Consider the following 17,410-nt stretch of genomic DNA (forward strand, 5'->3'; position numbering starts at 1 on the left):
TCTCCTCCGGACGCCAGGACGAAGGGGCGGAGCGTTTCACGTGAAACACTCCGCCCCTCGTCAAAGCCGCAGGTCAGGCCCGCACCGACGGCGTCCGGGGACCTAAGTCACGACTTCGCGTCGGTCATGCGCGCCCGTCGCCCGCGCCCGTCGCCGGTCGTCCGCGCCCGTCGCCCGCGTCCGTCGTCCGTCCGTCAGGCGAGGCCCAGCTCGTCCAGCGCGTAGGCGTACAGGTACGGCACGCCCGCCGTGGTGCTGATCTTCTCTCCGGCGCCCGTCGCCCGGTCCACGATCGTGGCGACCGCGACGACCTCGGCACCGGCCGCGCGCGCCGCCTCGACGGCGGTCAGCGGGGAGCCGCCGGTGGTGGAGGTGTCCTCGACGATCAGGACCCGGCGGCCCTTGATGTCCGGGCCCTCGACCTGGCGCTGCATCCCGTGCGCCTTGGCGGCCTTGCGGACGACGAAGGCGTCCAGGCGCTTCCCCTGCGCGGCGGAGGCGTGCAGCATCGCGGTCGCGACCGGGTCGGCACCGAGCGTCAGGCCGCCCACGGCGTCGAACTCGAGGTCGGCGGTCAGATCGAGCATGACCTGACCGACCAGCGGTGAGGCGGCGCCGTCCAGCGTGATCCGGCGCAGATCGACGTAGTAGTCGGCCTCAAGACCCGAGGAGAGGGTCACCTTGCCGTGCACCACGGCCTTGTCCTTGATCTGCTGGAGCAGGTCAGCGCGTACGTCAGTCATGCTCATGAGCTTAAAGCCGACCGAGCTCAAAGCCGCCGCCACGCCCACGTGGCCGTGATCTCCAGCGGCTCGATCGGGGTCACGTACCGCGGGTCGGTGTTGAGTCCGTTCGGCGGACCGGACTGCGGCTCCACGCAGACCGCCGCCTCCTGCTCGTCGTAGATCACCACCCACTCCGCGCGGCTGGTCACCTTCAGCTCCAGCCGCTCCGGCCAGGTGAGGGTGACGTCCACGCCGTCGGGCATCCCGAAGCAGTCGTCCCAGGGGCCAGGGGTGGGACCGATCCGGCGGCCGGTGGGGAGATGGTCGTCACCGCGCTCCTCCTGCCAGTCGGCGGTGAAGTCGATACGGACGGGGGCGCTGCCGTCGAGGCTCCGGTTGAACCAGGGATGCCAGCCGGCCTGGGCCGGGAAGGAGTCGCCGGCCGTCTCCACGCCGAGAGAGAGCGTGAGCCCGTCCTCGGTCAGCTCGAAGAGCTGCGTGACCCGTCCCGCGTACGGCCAGGGGTCCCCCAGCTCGTAGGTGAAGGCCGCCTCGCGTTCGCCGGCGCGAGCGGTCTTCCACGCCGTGTCGCGGCCGGTGCCGTGGATCGCGTGCGGGGGCGAGTTGAGCGGGAGCTGGTGGCTCGTCGCGCCGTCCTGGAAGCGCCCGTGCGCCGTGCGCCCGCACCACGGCACCATCGGGAAGCACCCGTACCGCTCGCCCTGGCGCAGCAGTTCCGTTCCCCCGATCCGCAGGCTCTCGATCCGGCAGCCGTTGTCGGGGTTGATGGTCAACTCGGCGTCGCCCGCCGTCAGTCGTGTCAGCTCGCTCACGCCCCCGACAGTAGACGGGGATCAGCGCCGGCGGCGCAGCGCCCGGCCGACGACGACGGCGGAGGCGAGCGCGAGCGCGGCGGCCGGGGCGATCCAGCGCAGGGTGGCGCCCGCGGTGGTCGACTCGGGCGCCGGGACGGGCGCGTACCGCCCGCGCGGCGGGGCGTGGTCGACCTCCTCGGCGCTCCGCCCGATCATGGTCCGCCGGGCATGGGCGGCCTCGGCGGCGGGAGGCTCGGCGGGGTACTCGACGGGCGCGTCGTCGAAGTCACTGCTCACGAAGGGGTCGAGGGACGGCGGGGGGACCGGCGTCTCGTAGACCGACGAGCGGTGGGGTTCCTCCACGCCGTCGTCGACGCCGTCACTGTCGCTGTCGGCCTCGTCCTCACCGTCGTCGACGCCGTCGGCCTCGTCGGCGGCCTTCTCCAGCTCCGCGACGGCGGCCAGGCCGGCGACGAACTTCTCGATCAGCCGCTGGGCCGCCGACTCCCGCGCCTCGTCGGAGAGGTCCGCGAGGCGGCCGGTCTGCTTCACGGCTCCGGTGAAGGAGAGCGTCGTCCCGTCCGCCACCGGGGTGAGCGCGATGGCCAGGGAGAGCTTCACCGAGCCCTTGCCGCGCACCTCGCTGCCCTTGCCCTCGACGGCGACGACGCCATCGCGTTCGGTCAGTCGCAGCGCGCCCCGGTAGGTGATCGTGTTGCCGCCGGCGCGGATCTTCAGCCGGCCGGCCAGCGGGCCCGCCTCCGCGTCGGCGTCCTGTTGGAGACCGGGGACGCACCGCGCCACCCGGGCGGGGTCCGTGAGCGTCTCGCGCAGGACGTCGGCCGGTACCGGAACGAACACCTCATGCTCCATGGGAACCGAGCCTACTCAGAGCGGGCCCCGGCGTCGCCTGTTTGTCCAGGGTGCGCTCGCGGCGGCGCTCAACCGCCGTAGCGCGGGTGGACCAGTGTCGACGGCGGTGGTCCGGCTCCCTGCGCGTCGCGGGTCCGCTCGGCGGCGCGTGCCCCCGACGCCAGGGCGTCCGCCGTCAGCGACCGCAGCCGGGGCGCGTCGGGGGACAGGCCCAGGTCGGGCGGGTAGGTGCCGGCGACGGCCAGGACGTACCCCCAGTCCCCCGTCCCCCCGCCTGTCCCCACGTCCGCCCCCGCGCCCGTCCGGCCGTCCGGCCCGGCGCCCGGCCCGGCGCCCGCGTCCCCGTTCGCGTCCCCGTCGGCGGCGTCGGTGCGGGCGGCGCGCTCGGCCCGGTCGGGTCCCGCGGCGAGAGCCGCCCCCCGTCCCCACGCGCTGTAGGCCCGGGTCGCGTAGCCGGCGGCGCGCAAAGTGGAGTCCACCGTCCAGAAGGTGTGGGGGCGGGCCGAGACCGAGCCCGCGTGGACGACGAGACGTCCGCCGTCGGCGAGGACCCGGGACGCAAGCCCGTAGAACTCCTCCGAGTACAGCTTGGTGCTGGCGGAGATCCCCGGATCGGGCAGGTCCGAGATCACCACGTCGTACCGCCCGTCGTCCCCCGCCCCGCGCAGCCAGCGGAACGCGTCCGCGAACGCCACCCGTACGCGCGGATCCCGGTAGGCGTGGCCGTTGAGGGTGGCCAGCTCGGGGTTGGTCCGGGCGAGCCGTACGACTCCGGGGTCGCGCTCCACGACGGTGACCGAGCGGACCCCGGGGTAGCGCAGCACCTCGCGGGCGGCGAGGCCGTCGCCGCCGCCGATGATCAGCACGCGCGCGTGGGGCCCGTTCATCGCGGGGTGCACCAGCGACTCGTGGTAGCGGTACTCGTCCTGTCCGCCGACCCGCAGCCGCCCGTCCACGAACAGGTCCGGCGGTCCGCCGGGCTCCCCGGTCACCACCACCTCCTGCAGGTCGGTGTGGACGGCGACCCGCACGCTGTCGCCGTACACCGCGCGCCGCGCCGCCCGCTCGAAGTCGTCGACGAGGACGGTGGCGGTGGCGAGGACGGCGAGCACCGTCACGTTCGCGACGATCAGCAGCGCCCGGGACCGGGCGGTCAGATCGCGCCGGAAGAGCCAGAGCACCAGGCCGCCGCCCGCCACCGCGTTCACCGCGCCGGTCACGAGCGCGCCGGTGAGCTGGCCGAGCCAGGGCAGCAGCAGGAACGGGAAGGCGAGTCCGCCGACCAGCGCGCCGACGTAGTCGGCGGCGAACAGGTCGGCGACCGTCCCGGCGGGGTCCGGGGCGCCTTCCTTCTCCCGCGCGCCCTCCCGTGTGCCGGCGGCGCGCGTCGACTCGGCCCGCTGGATCAGCGACATCAGGAGCGGGATCTCCGCCCCGATGAGCACCCCGATGGCGAGCGAGAACCCCACCAGGACGTACCGGGCCTCGCCGAGCCACGCGAACGCGGCGTACAGCACGAGGGCGGAACAGCCGCCGATCAGCGCGAGTCCGCCCTCGACCAGGCCGAAGCCGACGGCGGCACGGCAGCGCAGCCGTTTGGCGAGCAGCGAGCCGACGCCCATCGCGAAGACCATCAAGGACAGCACGACGGAGGCCTGGGTGACCGAGTCGCCGATCAAGTACGAGGCGAGCGCGACCAGTTCCAGCTCGTAGACGAGTCCGCAGGCGGCACAGATGAAGACCACGACGAGGACCGGATACCGCACCCCGCTCGGCCGAACAGGCAGCCGCGTCACCCTCTTGGGTGGCATGGTCAGGGGCGGATCGATCATGTTCGTAACGCTACGTCACACAACTGTCGCCGCCTGTCACCCACACGAGTGCACCTGAAGCTCTGGGGCGGCGCGTTACAGCGTTGCGGGCATACGGACGCCGATCCGCGTCCTGGTGACGACCAACTGCCCTTCCTGCGGGTACGCATGCCAGGTACGCCACCGCACCTGGCCCTCGTGGCGCTGCGCCAGCATCGCCGTGAAGGCGTGCGGGGAGCCGGGGAACGTCCCCGCGAGGCCGTTGGGATGGTCGGCGACGAGCGCGAGCAATTCCTGCGCGCGGCCCGCGAACGAGCCGTGGGACAACGTTTCGACGCGCGCCGCGAATTCGTACTCCCACGCGCCGACGCGCTTGGAGACGCCCAGCGGCAGCGGCGTACTGCTGCCGGGCATGCAGGCGACGGTCTCCGAGCAGCGGTGCTCCTCTTCCTGCAGAAGCACCTGATGGGAGGCGCCGAGGAGCCGCAACTGCAGCTTGGCGCCGGTCAGTTCGAGGTCGAGTACGGCGAGGGCGGGCAGCGGCTCGCGCCCGAGTGCCCAGGCCAGGTCGGCCGCACGCGTGTCGGTGTAGGAGGTCTTCAGGGTCGTGAGCATGGGTCGGCTCCGCAAACACGGTTTGACGGGTGGGCCGGGGGCGCCCCGGAGAAAGAGGTTCAACGGGAGTGGGGGATCGCCGACTCGGGTCCACACACGGTCCGAGGGCTGTCTCTATCAACAGCGAGGGAATCATGGACTTCGAGCGACTCGCAGCGTTTTTACCCAACTTGCAGCGGTTTCCATCCCCTTCGGGGACCCCACAGTTCAATTGTTCAATCGGAATCGATCGGACACTCCAACACGAAGGTGCCCGGCGGACGTTGGACCGGCCGGGCACCTGGGTGATCGCGGAATCGACTGCCCCGTGTCAGTCGCCCCCGCCACCGCCGCCGCAGCCGCCGCCACCCCCGCAGGACGAGCCGCACGACGAGCCGCCCCCGCAGGACGAGCCGCCGCCGTCGGACCAGCCGCGCCGCCTGCCCCGCCGACCGGCGCTCCTCGAGACCGCGATCGCGATGCTCAGCACCACGATGACCACGATGATCGCGAGAATCAGAGCTTCCATCCCTGTCACCCCCGTAGGTCTTGTGTGACAGGGGGATGCCCCTCACGGCTCCGGCCCAAAGCGCACTTGAGGAAGTCCAGAGCTTCACCGCAGGATGGCGGGCATGACTCGACCGCTGCTCAACCGCCGGCTCGCCGAATTCGGGACGACGATCTTCGCCGAGATGTCCGCACTGGCCGTCCGGACCGGGGCGATCAATCTCGGGCAGGGCTTCCCCGACACCGACGGCCCGGAGGAGATCCGGGAGGCGGCGGTCCGCGCCCTGCGCGACGGACGCGGCAACCAGTACCCCCCGGGGCCCGGCGTCCCCGAGCTGCGCACGGCCGTCGCCGAGCACCAGCTGAAGCGCTACGGCCTCGCCCACGACCCCGACACGGAGGTCCTGGTCACCGCCGGCGCGACGGAGGCCATCGCCGCCTCGCTCCTCGCCCTCCTCGAACCAGGCGACGAGGTGATCGCCCTGGAGCCGTACTACGACTCGTACGCCGCCTGCATCGCGATGGCCGGCGGCACCCGTGTGCCGGTCACCCTCCGGCCGTACGACGGCGCCTACCGCCTCGACCTGGACGAGCTGCGGGCCGCCGTCACCGACCGGACCCGGCTGATCCTGCTCAACACCCCGCACAACCCCACCGGCACGGTCCTCACCCGCGCCGAACTGACCGCGATCGCCGAGCTGGCACAGGAACGGGACCTGCTGGTGGTGACGGACGAGGTGTACGAGCACCTGGTCTTCGACGACGCCGAGCACGTGCCGATCGCGAGCCTGCCGGGGATGCGCGAGCGCACGGTCACCATCGGATCGGCCGGCAAGACCTTCTCCTTCACCGGCTGGAAGGTCGGCTGGATCACCGCGACCCCCGCGCTGACCAACGCCGTCCGGTCCGCCAAGCAGTTCCTGACCTATGTCTCGTCGGGCCCGTTCCAGTACGCCGTCGCCGAGGCCCTGCGCCTGCCCGACACGTACTTCGACGACCTGCGCGCCGATCTGCTCGCCAAGCGCGACCTGCTGAGCGACGGCCTCGCCCAGGCCGGCTTCGAGGTCTACCGCCCGGCCGGCACCTACTTCGTCACCACCGACATCCGCCCCCTCGGCGAGTCCGACGGCTTCGCGTTCTGCCGCGCCCTGCCCGAGCGCGCCGGTGTCGTCGCGATCCCCAACGCGGTCTTCTACGACCACCGCGAGGCGGGCGAGCCCTTCGTGCGCTTCGCGTTCTGCAAGCAGCGCCACGTCCTGGAGGACGCGGTGGCCCGCCTGAAGCGGCTGTGAGCACGACTCCCGGGTGAGCGCGTCGACGGCCTGGACCGCGAGGGCGCCGGCGATGCGCAAGGCGGGGAGGTGCCCCGCAAGGTGATCGCGCTCCCGCTGTCACGGCGACACGCGCGCACCACCTGGCACCCGGCGAGATTCCACCCGGGTGGGCCTGTCCCGCGCGCGCCCCCTCCGTGCCGCGCCGATGGTCGGGTAGACCGATTTGTCGGGCCGACCCGGTTCCCGTGCGCACGGAGGTGCACCCTGTCCGCCGAGACTCTCGACCGCCCGGCCTCGCCCGCCGGTGTCCGGAGCGTCCCCCGCTGGCGGGCCTCGTTGCACCGCGCGGCCCCCGCGCTCGGGCTGTTCGCCGCCGCGCGGCTGACCGGGATGCTCGTCCTCGCGGCCTGGGCCTGGCACATCGGACGCTCGCCGCGCGCGCTGCTCGCGAAGTCCTGGGACTCGGACTGGTACACCCGGATCGCCGCCCACGGCTACGGCCGCACCCTCCACTGGCCCGACGGCGCCGTCCAGTCCGATCTGGCCTTCTTCCCGCTCTATCCGGGGCTCGTACGGGCCGTCACGACCGTCCTGCCGGTCGCCGGCGGAACGGCGGGCCTGCTGCTGTCCTGGCTGTCGGCCGGCGCGGCGGCCTGGGGGATCTTCCTGATCGGCGAGCGGCTGTACGGACGGCCCACCGGCGTCGTCCTGGTGCTGCTCTGGGGCCTGCTGCCGCACTCCATCGTGCTGACCATGGCCTACACCGAGCCGCTGATGACGGCCTTCGCCGCCTGGTCGCTGTACGCGCTGCTCACCCGGCGCTGGCTGTGGGCGGGCACGCTGGCCGCCCTGGCCGGCCTCTCCCGCCCCAACGGGATCGCCGTCGCGGCGGCGGTCCTCGTGGTGGCGGCGTACGAGCTGTGGCGCGGGCGGGGGCGGATGGAGGGGCGCCTGTGGGCCGGGGCCGTACTCGCTCCGGTCGGCTGGCTCTCGTACCTGCTCTGGGTCGGTGTCCGGCGCGGCGACCTGCTCGGGGGCTATTTCGCGGTCCAGGACGGCTGGACCTCGCGCTTCGACTTCGGGGTCGGCGCGCTGGTCTTCGTACGGGACATGCTGCGGGGGCCGACCCAGTTCGGCTTCGCGATGGCGCTGCTCATCACGGTCGCCGGGGTGCTGCTGTTCGCGCTGCTCGCGCTGGGGGAGCGGCCGCCGCCGCCGATCCTGGTCTACACGGCCGTGCTGGTGGTCATCACGGTCTGCGGATCGGGCTTCTTCGAGTCGAAGCCGCGTTTCCTGCTGCCCGCGTTCCCGCTGCTGCTGCCGCTGGCCCGCGCACTGACGAGAGCCCGGCCGGGGGCCGCGATCGTGGTGATCACGGCCCTGGCCGGGCTCTCGTTCAGTTATGGGGTGTACGCGCTCACGCTCGCGCGCATGGCCCTGTGAGTCCTACTCGGACTCACCGGGCTCCTTGTCCTCAGGAGCCTCCAGGCCGAACTGCTCCACGAGCCACTTGTCGAACTCGATGGACGCGCGCACCCAGCTGACGGTGGACGACACGAAGTGCTCCAGCGCGACGCCGGTGCCGATCAGCATCTGGGCCTCGCCGATGAGCCGGAGGGTGGCGGAGCCGTCCTCCTCCTCGTGCAGGTGCGTGTAGACCTTGGGCCACAGGGTGCGGCGGTTCCAGTCGTCGATCGCGTCGAGGATCTTGGCGCGGTCGTCGGCGGAGTGCGGGCGGTCGTAGAACGTCCGCACCGAGAAGACACGCTGGTCCTCCTCGCCGCGGAACATGAAGTACGTCCGGAACTCCTCCCACGGCGCCGCGAGGTCACCCTCGTCGTCGACGACGTACTTCAGCTCCATCTGGTCCAGGAGCTGCTTGACCAGGTCCTGGTCGGGGACGACGGGGCCCGCCGGTCCTGCGGCCTGAGGCTGGGGCTGGCCCCCGAAATTCGGAATCGAGGACGGGTCGATGCTCACCGTGAATATCCCTTCGTACGGTTGCCGCCATCCTCCCCCATGCCGGGCGGTACGGCGCAAGCCCCACCTCCCGCGATCCGCTGCGGGCTGACAAGATCTGGTTCCTATGGGGGACAAAGTGAGACCGGTGAGGCCCCGCCCGTCGACGTGGGTCTGGGTGACCGTGCTGGTGTCGTTCTTCTGCGGCGGCCCGATCGCCCTGGTCATATGGGCCGCGATGGCCTTCAGCGAGGCCGGCAAGCCGGAGCCGATGGACTGCGCCGAGGCCATGGACTGGGCGCACGCCACCATGCCGAAGAGCGCGGAGGACCAGCACTGCACGGTCAGCAGCTGGCTGGACACCCAGGTGAAGGCGGAGTTCCGGATGCCGCGCGGCGAGGTCGCCGGCTGGCTGGCCGGCACCTATCCGGGCGGCAGGATCCGCTCGTACTGCCCCACAGACCTGTGCGTGGACGTGCAGGAGATGCCGCCGGAACCCGGGGGCCCGGCGGCGGTGAACGTGAACGTGACGTACGAGGACGGGGGGACCGCCCTCGTACACGTCATGCCGTTCACGGTCTGAGCGGACGCGCTGGACGCGCTGGACGCGCTACTGCGCCGCACCCACGATCAGGCCGTCCTCGAAACGGTCCACCCGGACCGTGTCGCCGTCCCTGACCTCGCCCGCGAGGATCTCCTTGGCCAGCCGGTCGCCGATCGCCGTCTGGATCAGGCGGCGCAGCGGCCGGGCGCCGTACGCCGGGTCCATGCCCTCGTCCGCCAGCCACTCCAGCGCGGCGGGCGTGACGTCGAGCGTGAGCCGGCGTTCGGCCATGCGCTTGGCCAGCCGGTCGATCTGGAGCTGCGCGATCCGCCCCAGCTCGGTCTTGTCGAGGGCCGAGAAGACCACCAGGTCGTCGAGCCGGTTGAGGAACTCCGGCTTGAAGGAGGCCCTGACCACGTCCATGACCTGCCGCTTCTTCTCCTCCTCGCCGGTCAGCGGGTCCACCAGGTACTGGCTGCCCAGGTTGGACGTCAGGACCAGGATGGTGTTGCGGAAGTCCACCGTCCGGCCCTGGCCGTCGGTCAGCCGGCCGTCGTCGAGGACCTGCAGCAGGATGTCGAAGACCTCCGGGTGGGCCTTCTCCACCTCGTCGAGCAGCACCACGCTGTACGGGCGGCGGCGCACCGCCTCCGTGAGCTGGCCGCCCTCCTCGTAGCCGACGTAGCCGGGGGGCGCGCCGACGAGCCGCGCGACGGAGTGCTTCTCGCCGTACTCCGACATGTCGATGCGGACCATGGCCCGCTCGTCGTCGAAGAGGAAGTCCGCGAGCGCCTTCGCCAGCTCGGTCTTGCCGACACCGGTCGGGCCGAGGAAGAGGAAGGAGCCGGTGGGCCGGTCGGGGTCGGCGATGCCGGCGCGCGTGCGCCGCACGGCGTCGGAGACGGCCCGAACGGCCTCGGTCTGGCCGATCAGCCGCTTGCCGAGCTCGTCCTCCATGCGCAGCAGCTTCTGCGTCTCGCCCTCCAGGAGGCGGCCGGCGGGGATGCCGGTCCAGGAGCCGACCACGTCCGCGATGTCGTCCGGGCCGACCTCCTCCTTGACCATCGTGTCCTTGGAGACCTCCTGCTCGGCCTCGGACGCCTCCTCCAGCTCCCGTTCGACCGTGGGGATCTCGCCGTACAGCAGCTTGGAGGCGGTGTCGAAGTCGCCGTCGCGCTGCGCCCGCTCGGCGCGGCCGCGCAGCTCGTCGAGCCGCTCCTTGAGCTCACCGACGCGGTTGAGGGACTGCTTCTCCTTCTCCCAGCGGGCGGTCAGGCCACGCAGCTCCTCCTCGCGGTCGGCGAGGTCGCGGCGCAGCTTCTCCAGACGCTGCTTGCTCGCGTCGTCGGTCTCGTTCTTGAGCGCCAGCTCCTCCATGCGCAGCCGGTCCACGGAGCGCTGGAGCTCGTCGATCTCGACGGGCGAGGAGTCGATCTCCATCCGGAGCCGGGAGGCGGCCTCGTCGACGAGGTCGATGGCCTTGTCGGGGAGGAAGCGGGAGGTGATGTACCGGTCGGAGAGGGAGGCCGCGGCCACCAGCGCGGAGTCGGCGATCTGGACCTTGTGGTGGGCCTCGTACCGCCCCTTGAGTCCGCGCAGGATCGCGATCGTGTCCTCGACGCTCGGCTCGGCGACCAGGACCTGCTGGAAGCGGCGCTCCAGGGCGGGGTCCTTCTCGATCCGCTCGCGGTACTCGTCGAGGGTCGTCGCGCCGACCATCCGCAGCTCGCCGCGGGCCAGCATCGGCTTGAGCATGTTGCCGGCGTCCATGGCGGAGTCGCCTCCGGCGCCCGCGCCGACGACGGTGTGCAGCTCGTCGATGAAGGTGATGATCTGGCCGTCGCTCGCCTTGATCTCGGAGAGGACGGTCTTCAGACGCTCCTCGAACTCGCCGCGGTACTTGGCGCCCGCGACCATCGCGCCGAGGTCGAGCGCGACCAGGCGCTTGTCGCGGAGCGACTCGGGGACGTCGCCCTTCACGATCCGCTGGGCGAGGCCCTCGACGACGGCGGTCTTGCCGACACCCGGCTCGCCGATGAGGACGGGGTTGTTCTTGGTGCGGCGGGAGAGGACCTGGACGACGCGCCGGATCTCCTGGTCGCGCCCGATGACGGGGTCCAGCTTCCCTTCCCGCGCGGCGGCCGTGAAGTCCGTGCCGAACTTCTCCAGCGCCTTGTACTGACCCTCCGGGTCGGGTGTGGTCACCCGGCGCCCTCCCCTGCTCTTCTCGAACGCTTCCAGCAGCCGCTTCGCACCGGCCCTCTGCCGGTCGAGGACCTCGCCCGCCTGTCCGCCCTTCGCGGCGATCCCGATGAGCAGGTGCTCGGTCGAGAGGTACTCGTCCCCGAGCTCCTTGGCCTGCTTGTCGGCCTCGGCGATCACGGCGAGCAGCTCGCGGTTGGGCTGCGGCGGCGCGACCGTGGAGCCGGTCACGCTGGGCTGGGCGGCGAGCAGCCGCTCCGCCCCGGACCGTACCGCGGCCTGGTCGGCGTCGACGGCCGCGAGCAGGTCGATGATGTTCTCGTTGTCCTGACCCGCCAAAAGCGCGAGGAGCAGATGCGCGGGGGTCAGATCGGGGTGCCCCTCGGACACGGCGCGGCTGGTGGCCGCGTTGATGGCGTCCCGGCTCCTGTTGGTCAGTTCGGCGTCCACGTGCGCTGTCTCCTCCTCGGTGTGCGCTGTACAAGGTCTATGACTCATCCAGCGTACACAAAGTTGAGTCTATTCCGCTCAAGGTGTCGCCCATGCCCGTGCCGCGGGTAGGTTCCGGGCATGGCGACTGACCCGAGGAACCCGGACGACTCGTATCTCAGCTTCTGGCGCGAGTACCACATGTGCACCCTGACGACCCCCCGCGCGGACGGCACTCCGCACGTGGTGGCGGTGGGCGTGACGTACGACCCCGAGGGCGGCGAGAACGGCATCGCCCGGGTGATCACCAACAAGCACAGCCACAAGGTCGCCAACGTCCTGGCGGCGGGCCCGGAGGGCGCGCGCGTCGCGGTCTGCCAGGTGGACAAGGGGCGCTGGGCGACGCTGGAGGGCGTGGCGCACATCCGCACGGAGGCGGACGTCGTCGCGGACGCGGTGGACCGCTACGCGACGCGCTACGGCCGGGTCCCGGCGCCGAACCCGGACCGGGTGGTCATCGAGATCGCGCTGACGCGGGCCATGGGCCGGGCGTAGCGCTCGCACACCCGTACCGCTTCCCGCCTCCGTACGGCTTCGCGTTCCGTACGGCTTTCGCGCTTCCCTACCGCTTCCCGCTTCCGTACGCGCGCAGCACAGCGGCGCCATCGCGTTTCAGGTCCGCGATGGCGCCGCTGTGTGGGGGAAGCACCTGAGCGATCTACAACGACGGGGGAACCGCTCAGGCACTGCGGGGGGTGGCGGTGATGGTTTCGGGCTCGAGCAGCTGGTGGTCGCGCTGATCGAGATTGACGAAGATCATGCCGTACCGGATGGCACAGCGGACGGGCTGCGGGGCTCCACGGGGCCGGCGCAGGCACCGGTAGGCGCGGACGTCCTCGTCCTGCTCACGAGCGACGACGATCGGTTCTCCGAAGAGGGTGACCATCAACGAATCACCACGGTGGGGAATAGCCGTGACGAGATCGATGAAATGCCACCCGGATCGATAGGCCGAAGCCATCTCTCGCCGGAAGACCCGGTCGTCCGGCGGGACGGTCATGCGTCCGCACCAGCCGGGGCCGAGTCCCATGTCGGCTCACGCTCGCCGGTCGTGCCGGAGTCCCACGTGGGCTCCCCCGCGATCGTCGGGGCGAGATCCCACGTGGGCTCCCCCGCGACCGTCGGCACGAAGTCCCACGTCGGCTCACCCGGAGACGCGACAACGTTCTCCGGCGGCGTGTCCCACGTCGGCTCGCCGTTGAGGGCGAGAGCGCCAAGAGCAGCCGCAGCAGCGAAAGCTATGGCGCCAAGTGCACGAACCATCCTGGTCATGGCCGATCTCCACCTCTTTTGATCATTACCTCCTCCCCCGCGAATAAGACGATGGCTCACTCCGAACCCTTCCACCAGCGGCGCCAGGCATCATGTTCCTGTAATTCAGGACCCTGAGGGGGGTGCAAATGGAGCCGAAACAGGGTGATACGGACCCCGGGCACGGTCCGGGCGAGCTGTGCGATGCCGGAAAGCGTCTCTACGCGACCGCGCTGCGGGCCGGGCGGATCGCCCGCGCGGAGGTGGATTCCGTCCCGTGCCTGATCGAACTGGCCCTGCTGCACCCCGATCCGGACGACGCCCAGTGGCTGCGGCCGATCCCGCCGTCCATCGCGTTGAACAAGCTCATACACCCCATAGAGCGGGAGATCCAGCAGCGCAGACAGCTGGCCGCCTCGCTGGCGGACACGTTCGAGCCATTCATGACGATCAACGCCCCCGACCCGTCCGCCACGCAGGCGATCACGGTGCTCGAGGGCCTCAGCCTGATCAACGCCACCCTCGACCGCGTCATCAACGAGTGCACCGAGGAGCTGCTCACCATCCAGCCGGGCAGCGGCCGCAAGCCCGAGGTGGTGCAGGCCGGACTACGGCGCGTCGAGCCCCTGCTCGACCGGGGCATCCGGATGCGCACGCTCTACCAGCACACCGCCCGCCACCACTCCGCGACCATGGGCTACGTCGAGCGGATCGCCCCGTACGGGCTGGAGGTGCGCACGCTCGAGGAGATCATCGACCGGCTGATCATCGTCGACCGCAAGATCGCCTTCGTCCCGGCGCGCAGTGACCGCCGCGTGGCGCTCGAACTGCGCCACGAGGGCCTCGTCCAGTATCTCGTCGGCGTCTTCGACCAGTTCTGGCTCTACGGCGTGCCGTGGGAGGAGGAGATCCCGTACAGCCCGTCCGTGGACGGCATCGGCGGCGTCCAGCGCTCCATCGCCAAGCTCCTCGTCGAAGGCCACGTCGACGAGGCCATCGCCCGCCGGCTCGGCATGAACGTCCGTACCTGCCGCGCCCACATAGCCAAGCTCGCCGCAGCCCTCGGCAGCGGCAGCCGGGCCCAACTCGGCTACCTCATCGCCCAGTCCGGAATTCTGGATCAGGACCACTGACACCCATGTACGCACAGATCGACCTGGACGGCCCGGCAGGGACCCTGCGGGTGTCCGGGTACGGGATGCCCACCGTGGAGCTCGTACGGGCCCCAGGAACCACCCCCGACCGGCACATCCCCATCGGGACCCGCAAGCGCGCCCTGCTCACCCTCACCGTCGACGGGGAGCCCGCCCGCATCCGGCCCTCGCGAGGGCGGCTGCTGCGGCGCTCGTACCGGGTCGACGTCCATGTCGGCGGCGTGCGCTACCGGCTCGTGCCGTGCGGTTACGTCGACAGCCGGCTGATCCGGGACGGGCGCCCGCTCGGCACGTTGGAGTCCTCCGGCGACGGCCGTGTCGACGACGACTGGGCCCCCGGCACGGAGCCCGAGCCCCTGGACCGGGCCGTCGGCACCGCCCTCGCCGCCGCCTTCGGCACCGGCGCCGCGCCGTGGTGGGAGACCCTCGGGGACATCGTCGGCGAACTCATCCCGTAGCGCCGCACAGAGAAAGGCCCCCTCCCGTGGGAGGGGGCCTTTCCGCCGTTCCGAGAACTACTCGCCGCCGGGCCGCTTGGGGCGCCACACCACCAGCGCGCTCGCCTGCTGCACGTCGGTGTACGGCACCAGATCGCGCCGGTACGAGGCGTGCACCTGCGCCTCGCGCTGACGCATCGTCGCCGCCGCGCCCTCGACGGCCGCCGAAAGCTCGGCGACGCGCTGCTGCAGCGCCGCGACCTGGTTCTCCAGTTCGATGATGCGCTTGATGCCCGCCAGGTTGATGCCCTCGTCCTGGGACAACGCCTGCACCGTACGGAGCAGTTCGATGTCACGGGCCGAGTAGCGCCGGCCCCGGCCCGCTGTGCGGTCGGGCGAGACCAGGCCGAGGCGGTCGTACTGCCGGAGCGTCTGCGGGTGCAGCCCCGAGAGCTGGGCCGCCACCGAGATGACGTACACCGGCGTCTCGTCGGTCAGTTCGTACGGATTACGGCTGCGTCCCGGTCGGCTGTCCATCGGGTCAAGCTCCCTTCGCGGCCTGGAACAACTCTGCCCTGGGGTCCTCGCCCGCCGTCGCCTCGCGGTAGGTCTCGAGGGCCTCGCGGGCCTTGTCGTCGAGCTCCTTGGGCACCGCGACCTCCACCGTCACCAGCAGGTCGCCGCGCGTACCGTCCTTGCGGACCGCGCCCTTGCCGCGGGCGCGCATGGTGCGGCCGTTGGGGGTGCCGGCGGGCAGCTTCAGCGTGACCGCGGGACCGCCCAGGGTCGGCACCTTGATCTCGCCGCCGAGCGCCGCCTCGTCGAACGTGACGGGCACGGTGACGGTCAGGTTGTCGTCCTTGCGGCCGAACACCGGGTGGGCGTCGACATGGACGACGACGTAGAGGTCGCCGGCCGGGCCGCCGCGCTCGCCCGGAGCGCCCTTGCCGCGCAGCCGGATCCGCTGCCCGTTCGAGACTCCGGCCGGGATACGGACCTGCATGGTGCGGGAGGACTTGGCCCGCCCGCTGCCCTTGCAGACCTCGCAGGGGGTCTCCGCGATCAGGCCGCGGCCCTTGCAGTCCACGCACGGGTCGGTGAGCGAGAAGGAGCCGCTGCCGCCGCGCGAGACCTGGCCGGTGCCGACACAGGTCGGGCACACGCGGGGCGTGCCGTTCTTGTCGCCGGTGCCCGAACAGGCCTTGCAGGGCGCCTGGGAGGACATCCGCAGGGGCACCGTGGCGCCGTCCACGGCCTCGGTGAAGCTGAGCGTCACCTCGGACTCGATGTCCTGACCGCGGCGCGGCTGGGTGCGCGTCCCCGCGCCGCCGCCCGCGCCCCGGTTGAACAGTCCGCCGAAGACGTCGCCGAGGCCGCCGCCGAAGCCGCCCGCCCCGCCCGCGCCACCGGGACCCTGGGCGCCCCCGAAGAGGTCGCCCAGGTCGAAGTTGAAGCTGCCGCCGCCCGGGCCTCCGGCGCGGAAGCCACCGTTGCCGAAGAGCGCGCGGGCGTCGTCGTACTCCTTGCGCTTCTTGGGGTCGCCGAGGACGTCGTTCGCCTCGGAGATCTCCTTGAAGCGCGCCTCGGCGCTCGCGTCACCCTTGTTGGCGTCCGGGTGGTTCTCGCGGGCGAGTTTCCGGTACGCCTTCTTGATCTCGGCGTCGGTGGCGTCCTTGGGGACGCCGAGAACCTTGTAGTAGTCCTTCTCGACGAAGTCCTTCGTGCTCATCGACGTCCCTCCTCTCGGACGATCTTCGCGCTAGCCCTCAGGGCCACCGCTCTCCTCGTCTGCCGACTTCTCGTCCTTCGCGGCCGGCGTCGCCCCGGGCTGGGGCTCGGCCACCGCCACGCGCGCGGGCCGGATGGTCCGCTCGCCGATCCGGTACCCCGGCTGCAGGATCGCCACGCAGGTCGTCTCGGTGACGTCCGGCGCGTACGAGTGCATCAGGGCCTCGTGGATCGTCGGGTCGAAGGGCTCGCCCTCCTTGCCGAACTGCTGCAGCCCCATCTTGGCGGCCACCGTCTCCAGCGACTCGGCCACCGACTTGAAGCCGCCCACGAGCTCGCCGTGGTCCCGGGCCCGACCGATGTCGTCGAGCACGGGCAGCAGCTCCGTCAGGAGGCCCGCGACCGCGATCTCCTTGACGGTGACCCGGTCCCGCTCCACCCGACGGCGGTAGTTCTGGTACTCGGCCTGGAGCCGCTGGAGGTCCCCGGTGCGCTCGGAGAGCGCGCTGCGGACCTGGTCCAGCTGGGCGGTGAGACCAGCGGTCTCGGCCGAGCTCTTGCTGCTTGCGTCCCCGGCCGGGGCCGCCGGGGCCTCCTCCGTGGAGGGGGCCTCGGCGGCGTCGGCGGCGTCGTCAGGGGTGGCGCCGGAGGGGACGTCGGGCTGCTCGTCGAAGCCCGGGGTCTCCTCCGTCATCAGACAGCGCCGCCCTTCGGCTTCTCGTCGTCGACGATCTCGGCGTCGACCACGTCGTCGTCGGCCTTGGCCTCGCCCTGCGGGGCGTCGCCGCCCGCGGCCTGGGCGGCCTGGGCGTCGGCGTACATGGCCTGGCCGAGCTTCTGGGAGACGGCCGCGACCTTCTCGGTGGCGGTACGGATCTCCGCGGTGTCGTCGCCCTTGAGCTTCTCCTTCAGCTCGGCGACGGCGGTCTCGACCTCGGTCTTGACCTCACCGGGGACCTTGTCCTCGTTGTCCTTGAGGAACTTCTCCGTCTGGTAGACCAGCTGCTCGCCCTGGTTGCGGGTCTCGGCGGCCTCGCGACGACGGTG

General features: G+C 71.6%; 19 protein-coding genes. 6 read left to right on the forward strand and 13 right to left on the reverse strand.

The genetic code is table 11. From position 1 onward, the window contains the following. Nucleotides 1-194: 194 nt before the first annotated feature. The 6 genes from pyrE to ABZ939_RS36105 all read right to left on the reverse strand — a co-directional run bounded on the left by pyrE (nucleotide 195) and on the right by ABZ939_RS36105 (nucleotide 5,347). Complete coding sequence (gene pyrE, locus ABZ939_RS36080) at nucleotides 195-743, reverse strand: orotate phosphoribosyltransferase (RefSeq protein ID WP_361864701.1); 549 nt, start codon at nucleotides 741-743, stop codon at nucleotides 195-197. A 26-nt stretch (nucleotides 744-769) separates the two neighbouring features. Continuing rightward, nucleotides 770-1,558 (reverse strand): aldose 1-epimerase, encoded by a 789-nt coding sequence (locus ABZ939_RS36085; RefSeq protein ID WP_361864703.1) that lies wholly within the window; start codon nucleotides 1,556-1,558, stop codon nucleotides 770-772. A 21-nt stretch (nucleotides 1,559-1,579) separates the two neighbouring features. Beyond that, on the reverse strand, nucleotides 1,580-2,413 hold the full coding sequence (locus ABZ939_RS36090; protein ID WP_361864705.1) for an SRPBCC domain-containing protein: 834 nt from the start codon (nucleotides 2,411-2,413) through the stop codon (nucleotides 1,580-1,582). Between the two features lie 68 nt (nucleotides 2,414-2,481). Continuing rightward, nucleotides 2,482-4,224 (reverse strand): polyamine aminopropyltransferase, encoded by a 1,743-nt coding sequence (locus ABZ939_RS36095; protein ID WP_361864735.1) that lies wholly within the window; start codon nucleotides 4,222-4,224, stop codon nucleotides 2,482-2,484. Between the two features lie 96 nt (nucleotides 4,225-4,320). Further along, nucleotides 4,321-4,839, reverse strand: a complete 519-nt coding sequence (locus ABZ939_RS36100) for a DUF2617 family protein (RefSeq protein ID WP_361864707.1) — start codon at nucleotides 4,837-4,839, stop codon at nucleotides 4,321-4,323. A gap of 310 nt (nucleotides 4,840-5,149) precedes the next feature. Continuing rightward, nucleotides 5,150-5,347 (reverse strand): hypothetical protein, encoded by a 198-nt coding sequence (locus ABZ939_RS36105; RefSeq protein ID WP_361864708.1) that lies wholly within the window; start codon nucleotides 5,345-5,347, stop codon nucleotides 5,150-5,152. Nucleotides 5,348-5,441: 94 nt separating this feature from the next. Between ABZ939_RS36105 and ABZ939_RS36110 the strand changes: the two genes are divergently transcribed. Then, on the forward strand, nucleotides 5,442-6,617 hold the full coding sequence (locus ABZ939_RS36110; RefSeq protein WP_361864710.1) for a pyridoxal phosphate-dependent aminotransferase: 1,176 nt from the start codon (nucleotides 5,442-5,444) through the stop codon (nucleotides 6,615-6,617). 318 nt (nucleotides 6,618-6,935) lie between these two features. Beyond that, the gene (locus ABZ939_RS36115) at nucleotides 6,936-8,042 is read left to right on the forward strand and encodes a hypothetical protein (RefSeq protein ID WP_361864712.1); all 1,107 of its coding nucleotides are present in this window, start codon (nucleotides 6,936-6,938) and stop codon (nucleotides 8,040-8,042) included. Between the two features lie 3 nt (nucleotides 8,043-8,045). On the opposite strand, the gene ABZ939_RS36120 is transcribed toward ABZ939_RS36115, so the two are convergent. Then, entirely contained in the window at nucleotides 8,046-8,579 is a 534-nt protein-coding gene (locus ABZ939_RS36120) for a YbjN domain-containing protein (protein WP_361864714.1), read from the reverse strand. A gap of 127 nt (nucleotides 8,580-8,706) precedes the next feature. On the opposite strand from ABZ939_RS36120, the gene ABZ939_RS36125 reads away from it, so the two are divergent. After that, nucleotides 8,707-9,141, forward strand: coding sequence for a hypothetical protein (locus ABZ939_RS36125; protein WP_361864716.1), 435 nt, complete (start codon nucleotides 8,707-8,709; stop codon nucleotides 9,139-9,141). A gap of 27 nt (nucleotides 9,142-9,168) precedes the next feature. Here ABZ939_RS36125 and clpB read toward each other — a convergent pair whose 3' ends face one another. After that, nucleotides 9,169-11,754, reverse strand: coding sequence for an ATP-dependent chaperone ClpB (gene clpB, locus ABZ939_RS36130; RefSeq protein ID WP_361864718.1), 2,586 nt, complete (start codon nucleotides 11,752-11,754; stop codon nucleotides 9,169-9,171). Nucleotides 11,755-11,874: 120 nt separating this feature from the next. Between clpB and ABZ939_RS36135 the strand changes: the two genes are divergently transcribed. Then, on the forward strand, nucleotides 11,875-12,288 hold the full coding sequence (locus tag ABZ939_RS36135) for a pyridoxamine 5'-phosphate oxidase family protein (protein ID WP_361864720.1): 414 nt from the start codon (nucleotides 11,875-11,877) through the stop codon (nucleotides 12,286-12,288). A gap of 184 nt (nucleotides 12,289-12,472) precedes the next feature. Here the strand turns inward: ABZ939_RS36135 and ABZ939_RS36140 are convergent, their stop codons facing one another. Next, nucleotides 12,473-12,793 carry a (2Fe-2S)-binding protein gene (locus ABZ939_RS36140; RefSeq protein ID WP_329118791.1) on the reverse strand — a complete coding sequence of 107 codons (321 nt, stop codon included), beginning with the start codon at nucleotides 12,791-12,793 and terminating at the stop codon, nucleotides 12,473-12,475. 400 nt (nucleotides 12,794-13,193) lie between these two features. On the opposite strand from ABZ939_RS36140, the gene ABZ939_RS36145 reads away from it, so the two are divergent. Together ABZ939_RS36145 and ABZ939_RS36150 are read left to right on the forward strand one after the other, a co-directional pair. Next, complete coding sequence (locus ABZ939_RS36145) at nucleotides 13,194-14,177, forward strand: helix-turn-helix transcriptional regulator (RefSeq protein ID WP_361864722.1); 984 nt, start codon at nucleotides 13,194-13,196, stop codon at nucleotides 14,175-14,177. 5 nt (nucleotides 14,178-14,182) lie between these two features. Then, the gene (locus ABZ939_RS36150; RefSeq protein WP_361864724.1) at nucleotides 14,183-14,656 is read left to right on the forward strand and encodes a hypothetical protein; all 474 of its coding nucleotides are present in this window, start codon (nucleotides 14,183-14,185) and stop codon (nucleotides 14,654-14,656) included. A gap of 57 nt (nucleotides 14,657-14,713) precedes the next feature. On the opposite strand, the gene ABZ939_RS36155 is transcribed toward ABZ939_RS36150, so the two are convergent. From ABZ939_RS36155 to ABZ939_RS36170, 4 genes are all read right to left on the reverse strand, one after another. Next, nucleotides 14,714-15,172 (reverse strand): helix-turn-helix domain-containing protein, encoded by a 459-nt coding sequence (locus ABZ939_RS36155; RefSeq protein WP_361864726.1) that lies wholly within the window; start codon nucleotides 15,170-15,172, stop codon nucleotides 14,714-14,716. A gap of 4 nt (nucleotides 15,173-15,176) precedes the next feature. Next, nucleotides 15,177-16,364, reverse strand: coding sequence for a molecular chaperone DnaJ (gene dnaJ, locus ABZ939_RS36160; protein ID WP_361864728.1), 1,188 nt, complete (start codon nucleotides 16,362-16,364; stop codon nucleotides 15,177-15,179). A 30-nt stretch (nucleotides 16,365-16,394) separates the two neighbouring features. Beyond that, on the reverse strand, nucleotides 16,395-17,057 hold the full coding sequence (gene grpE, locus ABZ939_RS36165) for a nucleotide exchange factor GrpE (RefSeq protein ID WP_361864730.1): 663 nt from the start codon (nucleotides 17,055-17,057) through the stop codon (nucleotides 16,395-16,397). Continuing rightward, nucleotides 17,057-17,410, reverse strand: a 354-nt coding sequence (locus ABZ939_RS36170) for an Hsp70 family protein (RefSeq protein WP_361864731.1), incomplete at its 5' end; no start/stop codon positions are given. The genes grpE and ABZ939_RS36170, both read right to left, overlap by 1 nt.

Origin of the sequence: Streptomyces sp. NPDC046712 (assembly GCF_040645695.1) — a bacterium.
Taxonomy (GTDB): Bacteria; Actinomycetota; Actinomycetes; order Streptomycetales; family Streptomycetaceae; genus Streptomyces.

What these genes read in the sequence shown, in the direction of transcription:
- pyrE (WP_361864701.1), bottom strand. Translation starts at nt 743, where the DNA reads ATGACTGACGTACGCGCTGACCTGCTCCAGCAGATCAAGGACAAGGCC.
- dnaJ (WP_361864728.1), bottom strand. Translation starts at nt 16,364, where the DNA reads ATGAGCACGAAGGACTTCGTCGAGAAGGACTACTACAAGGTTCTCGGC.
- ABZ939_RS36095 (WP_361864735.1), bottom strand. Translation starts at nt 4,224, where the DNA reads ATGCCACCCAAGAGGGTGACGCGGCTGCCTGTTCGGCCGAGCGGGGTG.
- ABZ939_RS36110 (WP_361864710.1), top strand. Translation starts at nt 5,442, where the DNA reads ATGGCGGGCATGACTCGACCGCTGCTCAACCGCCGGCTCGCCGAATTC.
- ABZ939_RS36090 (WP_361864705.1), bottom strand. Translation starts at nt 2,413, where the DNA reads ATGGAGCATGAGGTGTTCGTTCCGGTACCGGCCGACGTCCTGCGCGAG.
- ABZ939_RS36100 (WP_361864707.1), bottom strand. Translation starts at nt 4,839, where the DNA reads ATGCTCACGACCCTGAAGACCTCCTACACCGACACGCGTGCGGCCGAC.
- ABZ939_RS36135 (WP_361864720.1), top strand. Translation starts at nt 11,875, where the DNA reads ATGGCGACTGACCCGAGGAACCCGGACGACTCGTATCTCAGCTTCTGG.
- ABZ939_RS36105 (WP_361864708.1), bottom strand. Translation starts at nt 5,347, where the DNA reads ATGGAAGCTCTGATTCTCGCGATCATCGTGGTCATCGTGGTGCTGAGC.
- ABZ939_RS36140 (WP_329118791.1), bottom strand. Translation starts at nt 12,793, where the DNA reads ATGACCGTCCCGCCGGACGACCGGGTCTTCCGGCGAGAGATGGCTTCG.
- ABZ939_RS36155 (WP_361864726.1), bottom strand. Translation starts at nt 15,172, where the DNA reads ATGGACAGCCGACCGGGACGCAGCCGTAATCCGTACGAACTGACCGAC.
- grpE (WP_361864730.1), bottom strand. Translation starts at nt 17,057, where the DNA reads ATGACGGAGGAGACCCCGGGCTTCGACGAGCAGCCCGACGTCCCCTCC.
- ABZ939_RS36150 (WP_361864724.1), top strand. Translation starts at nt 14,183, where the DNA reads ATGTACGCACAGATCGACCTGGACGGCCCGGCAGGGACCCTGCGGGTG.
- ABZ939_RS36145 (WP_361864722.1), top strand. Translation starts at nt 13,194, where the DNA reads ATGGAGCCGAAACAGGGTGATACGGACCCCGGGCACGGTCCGGGCGAG.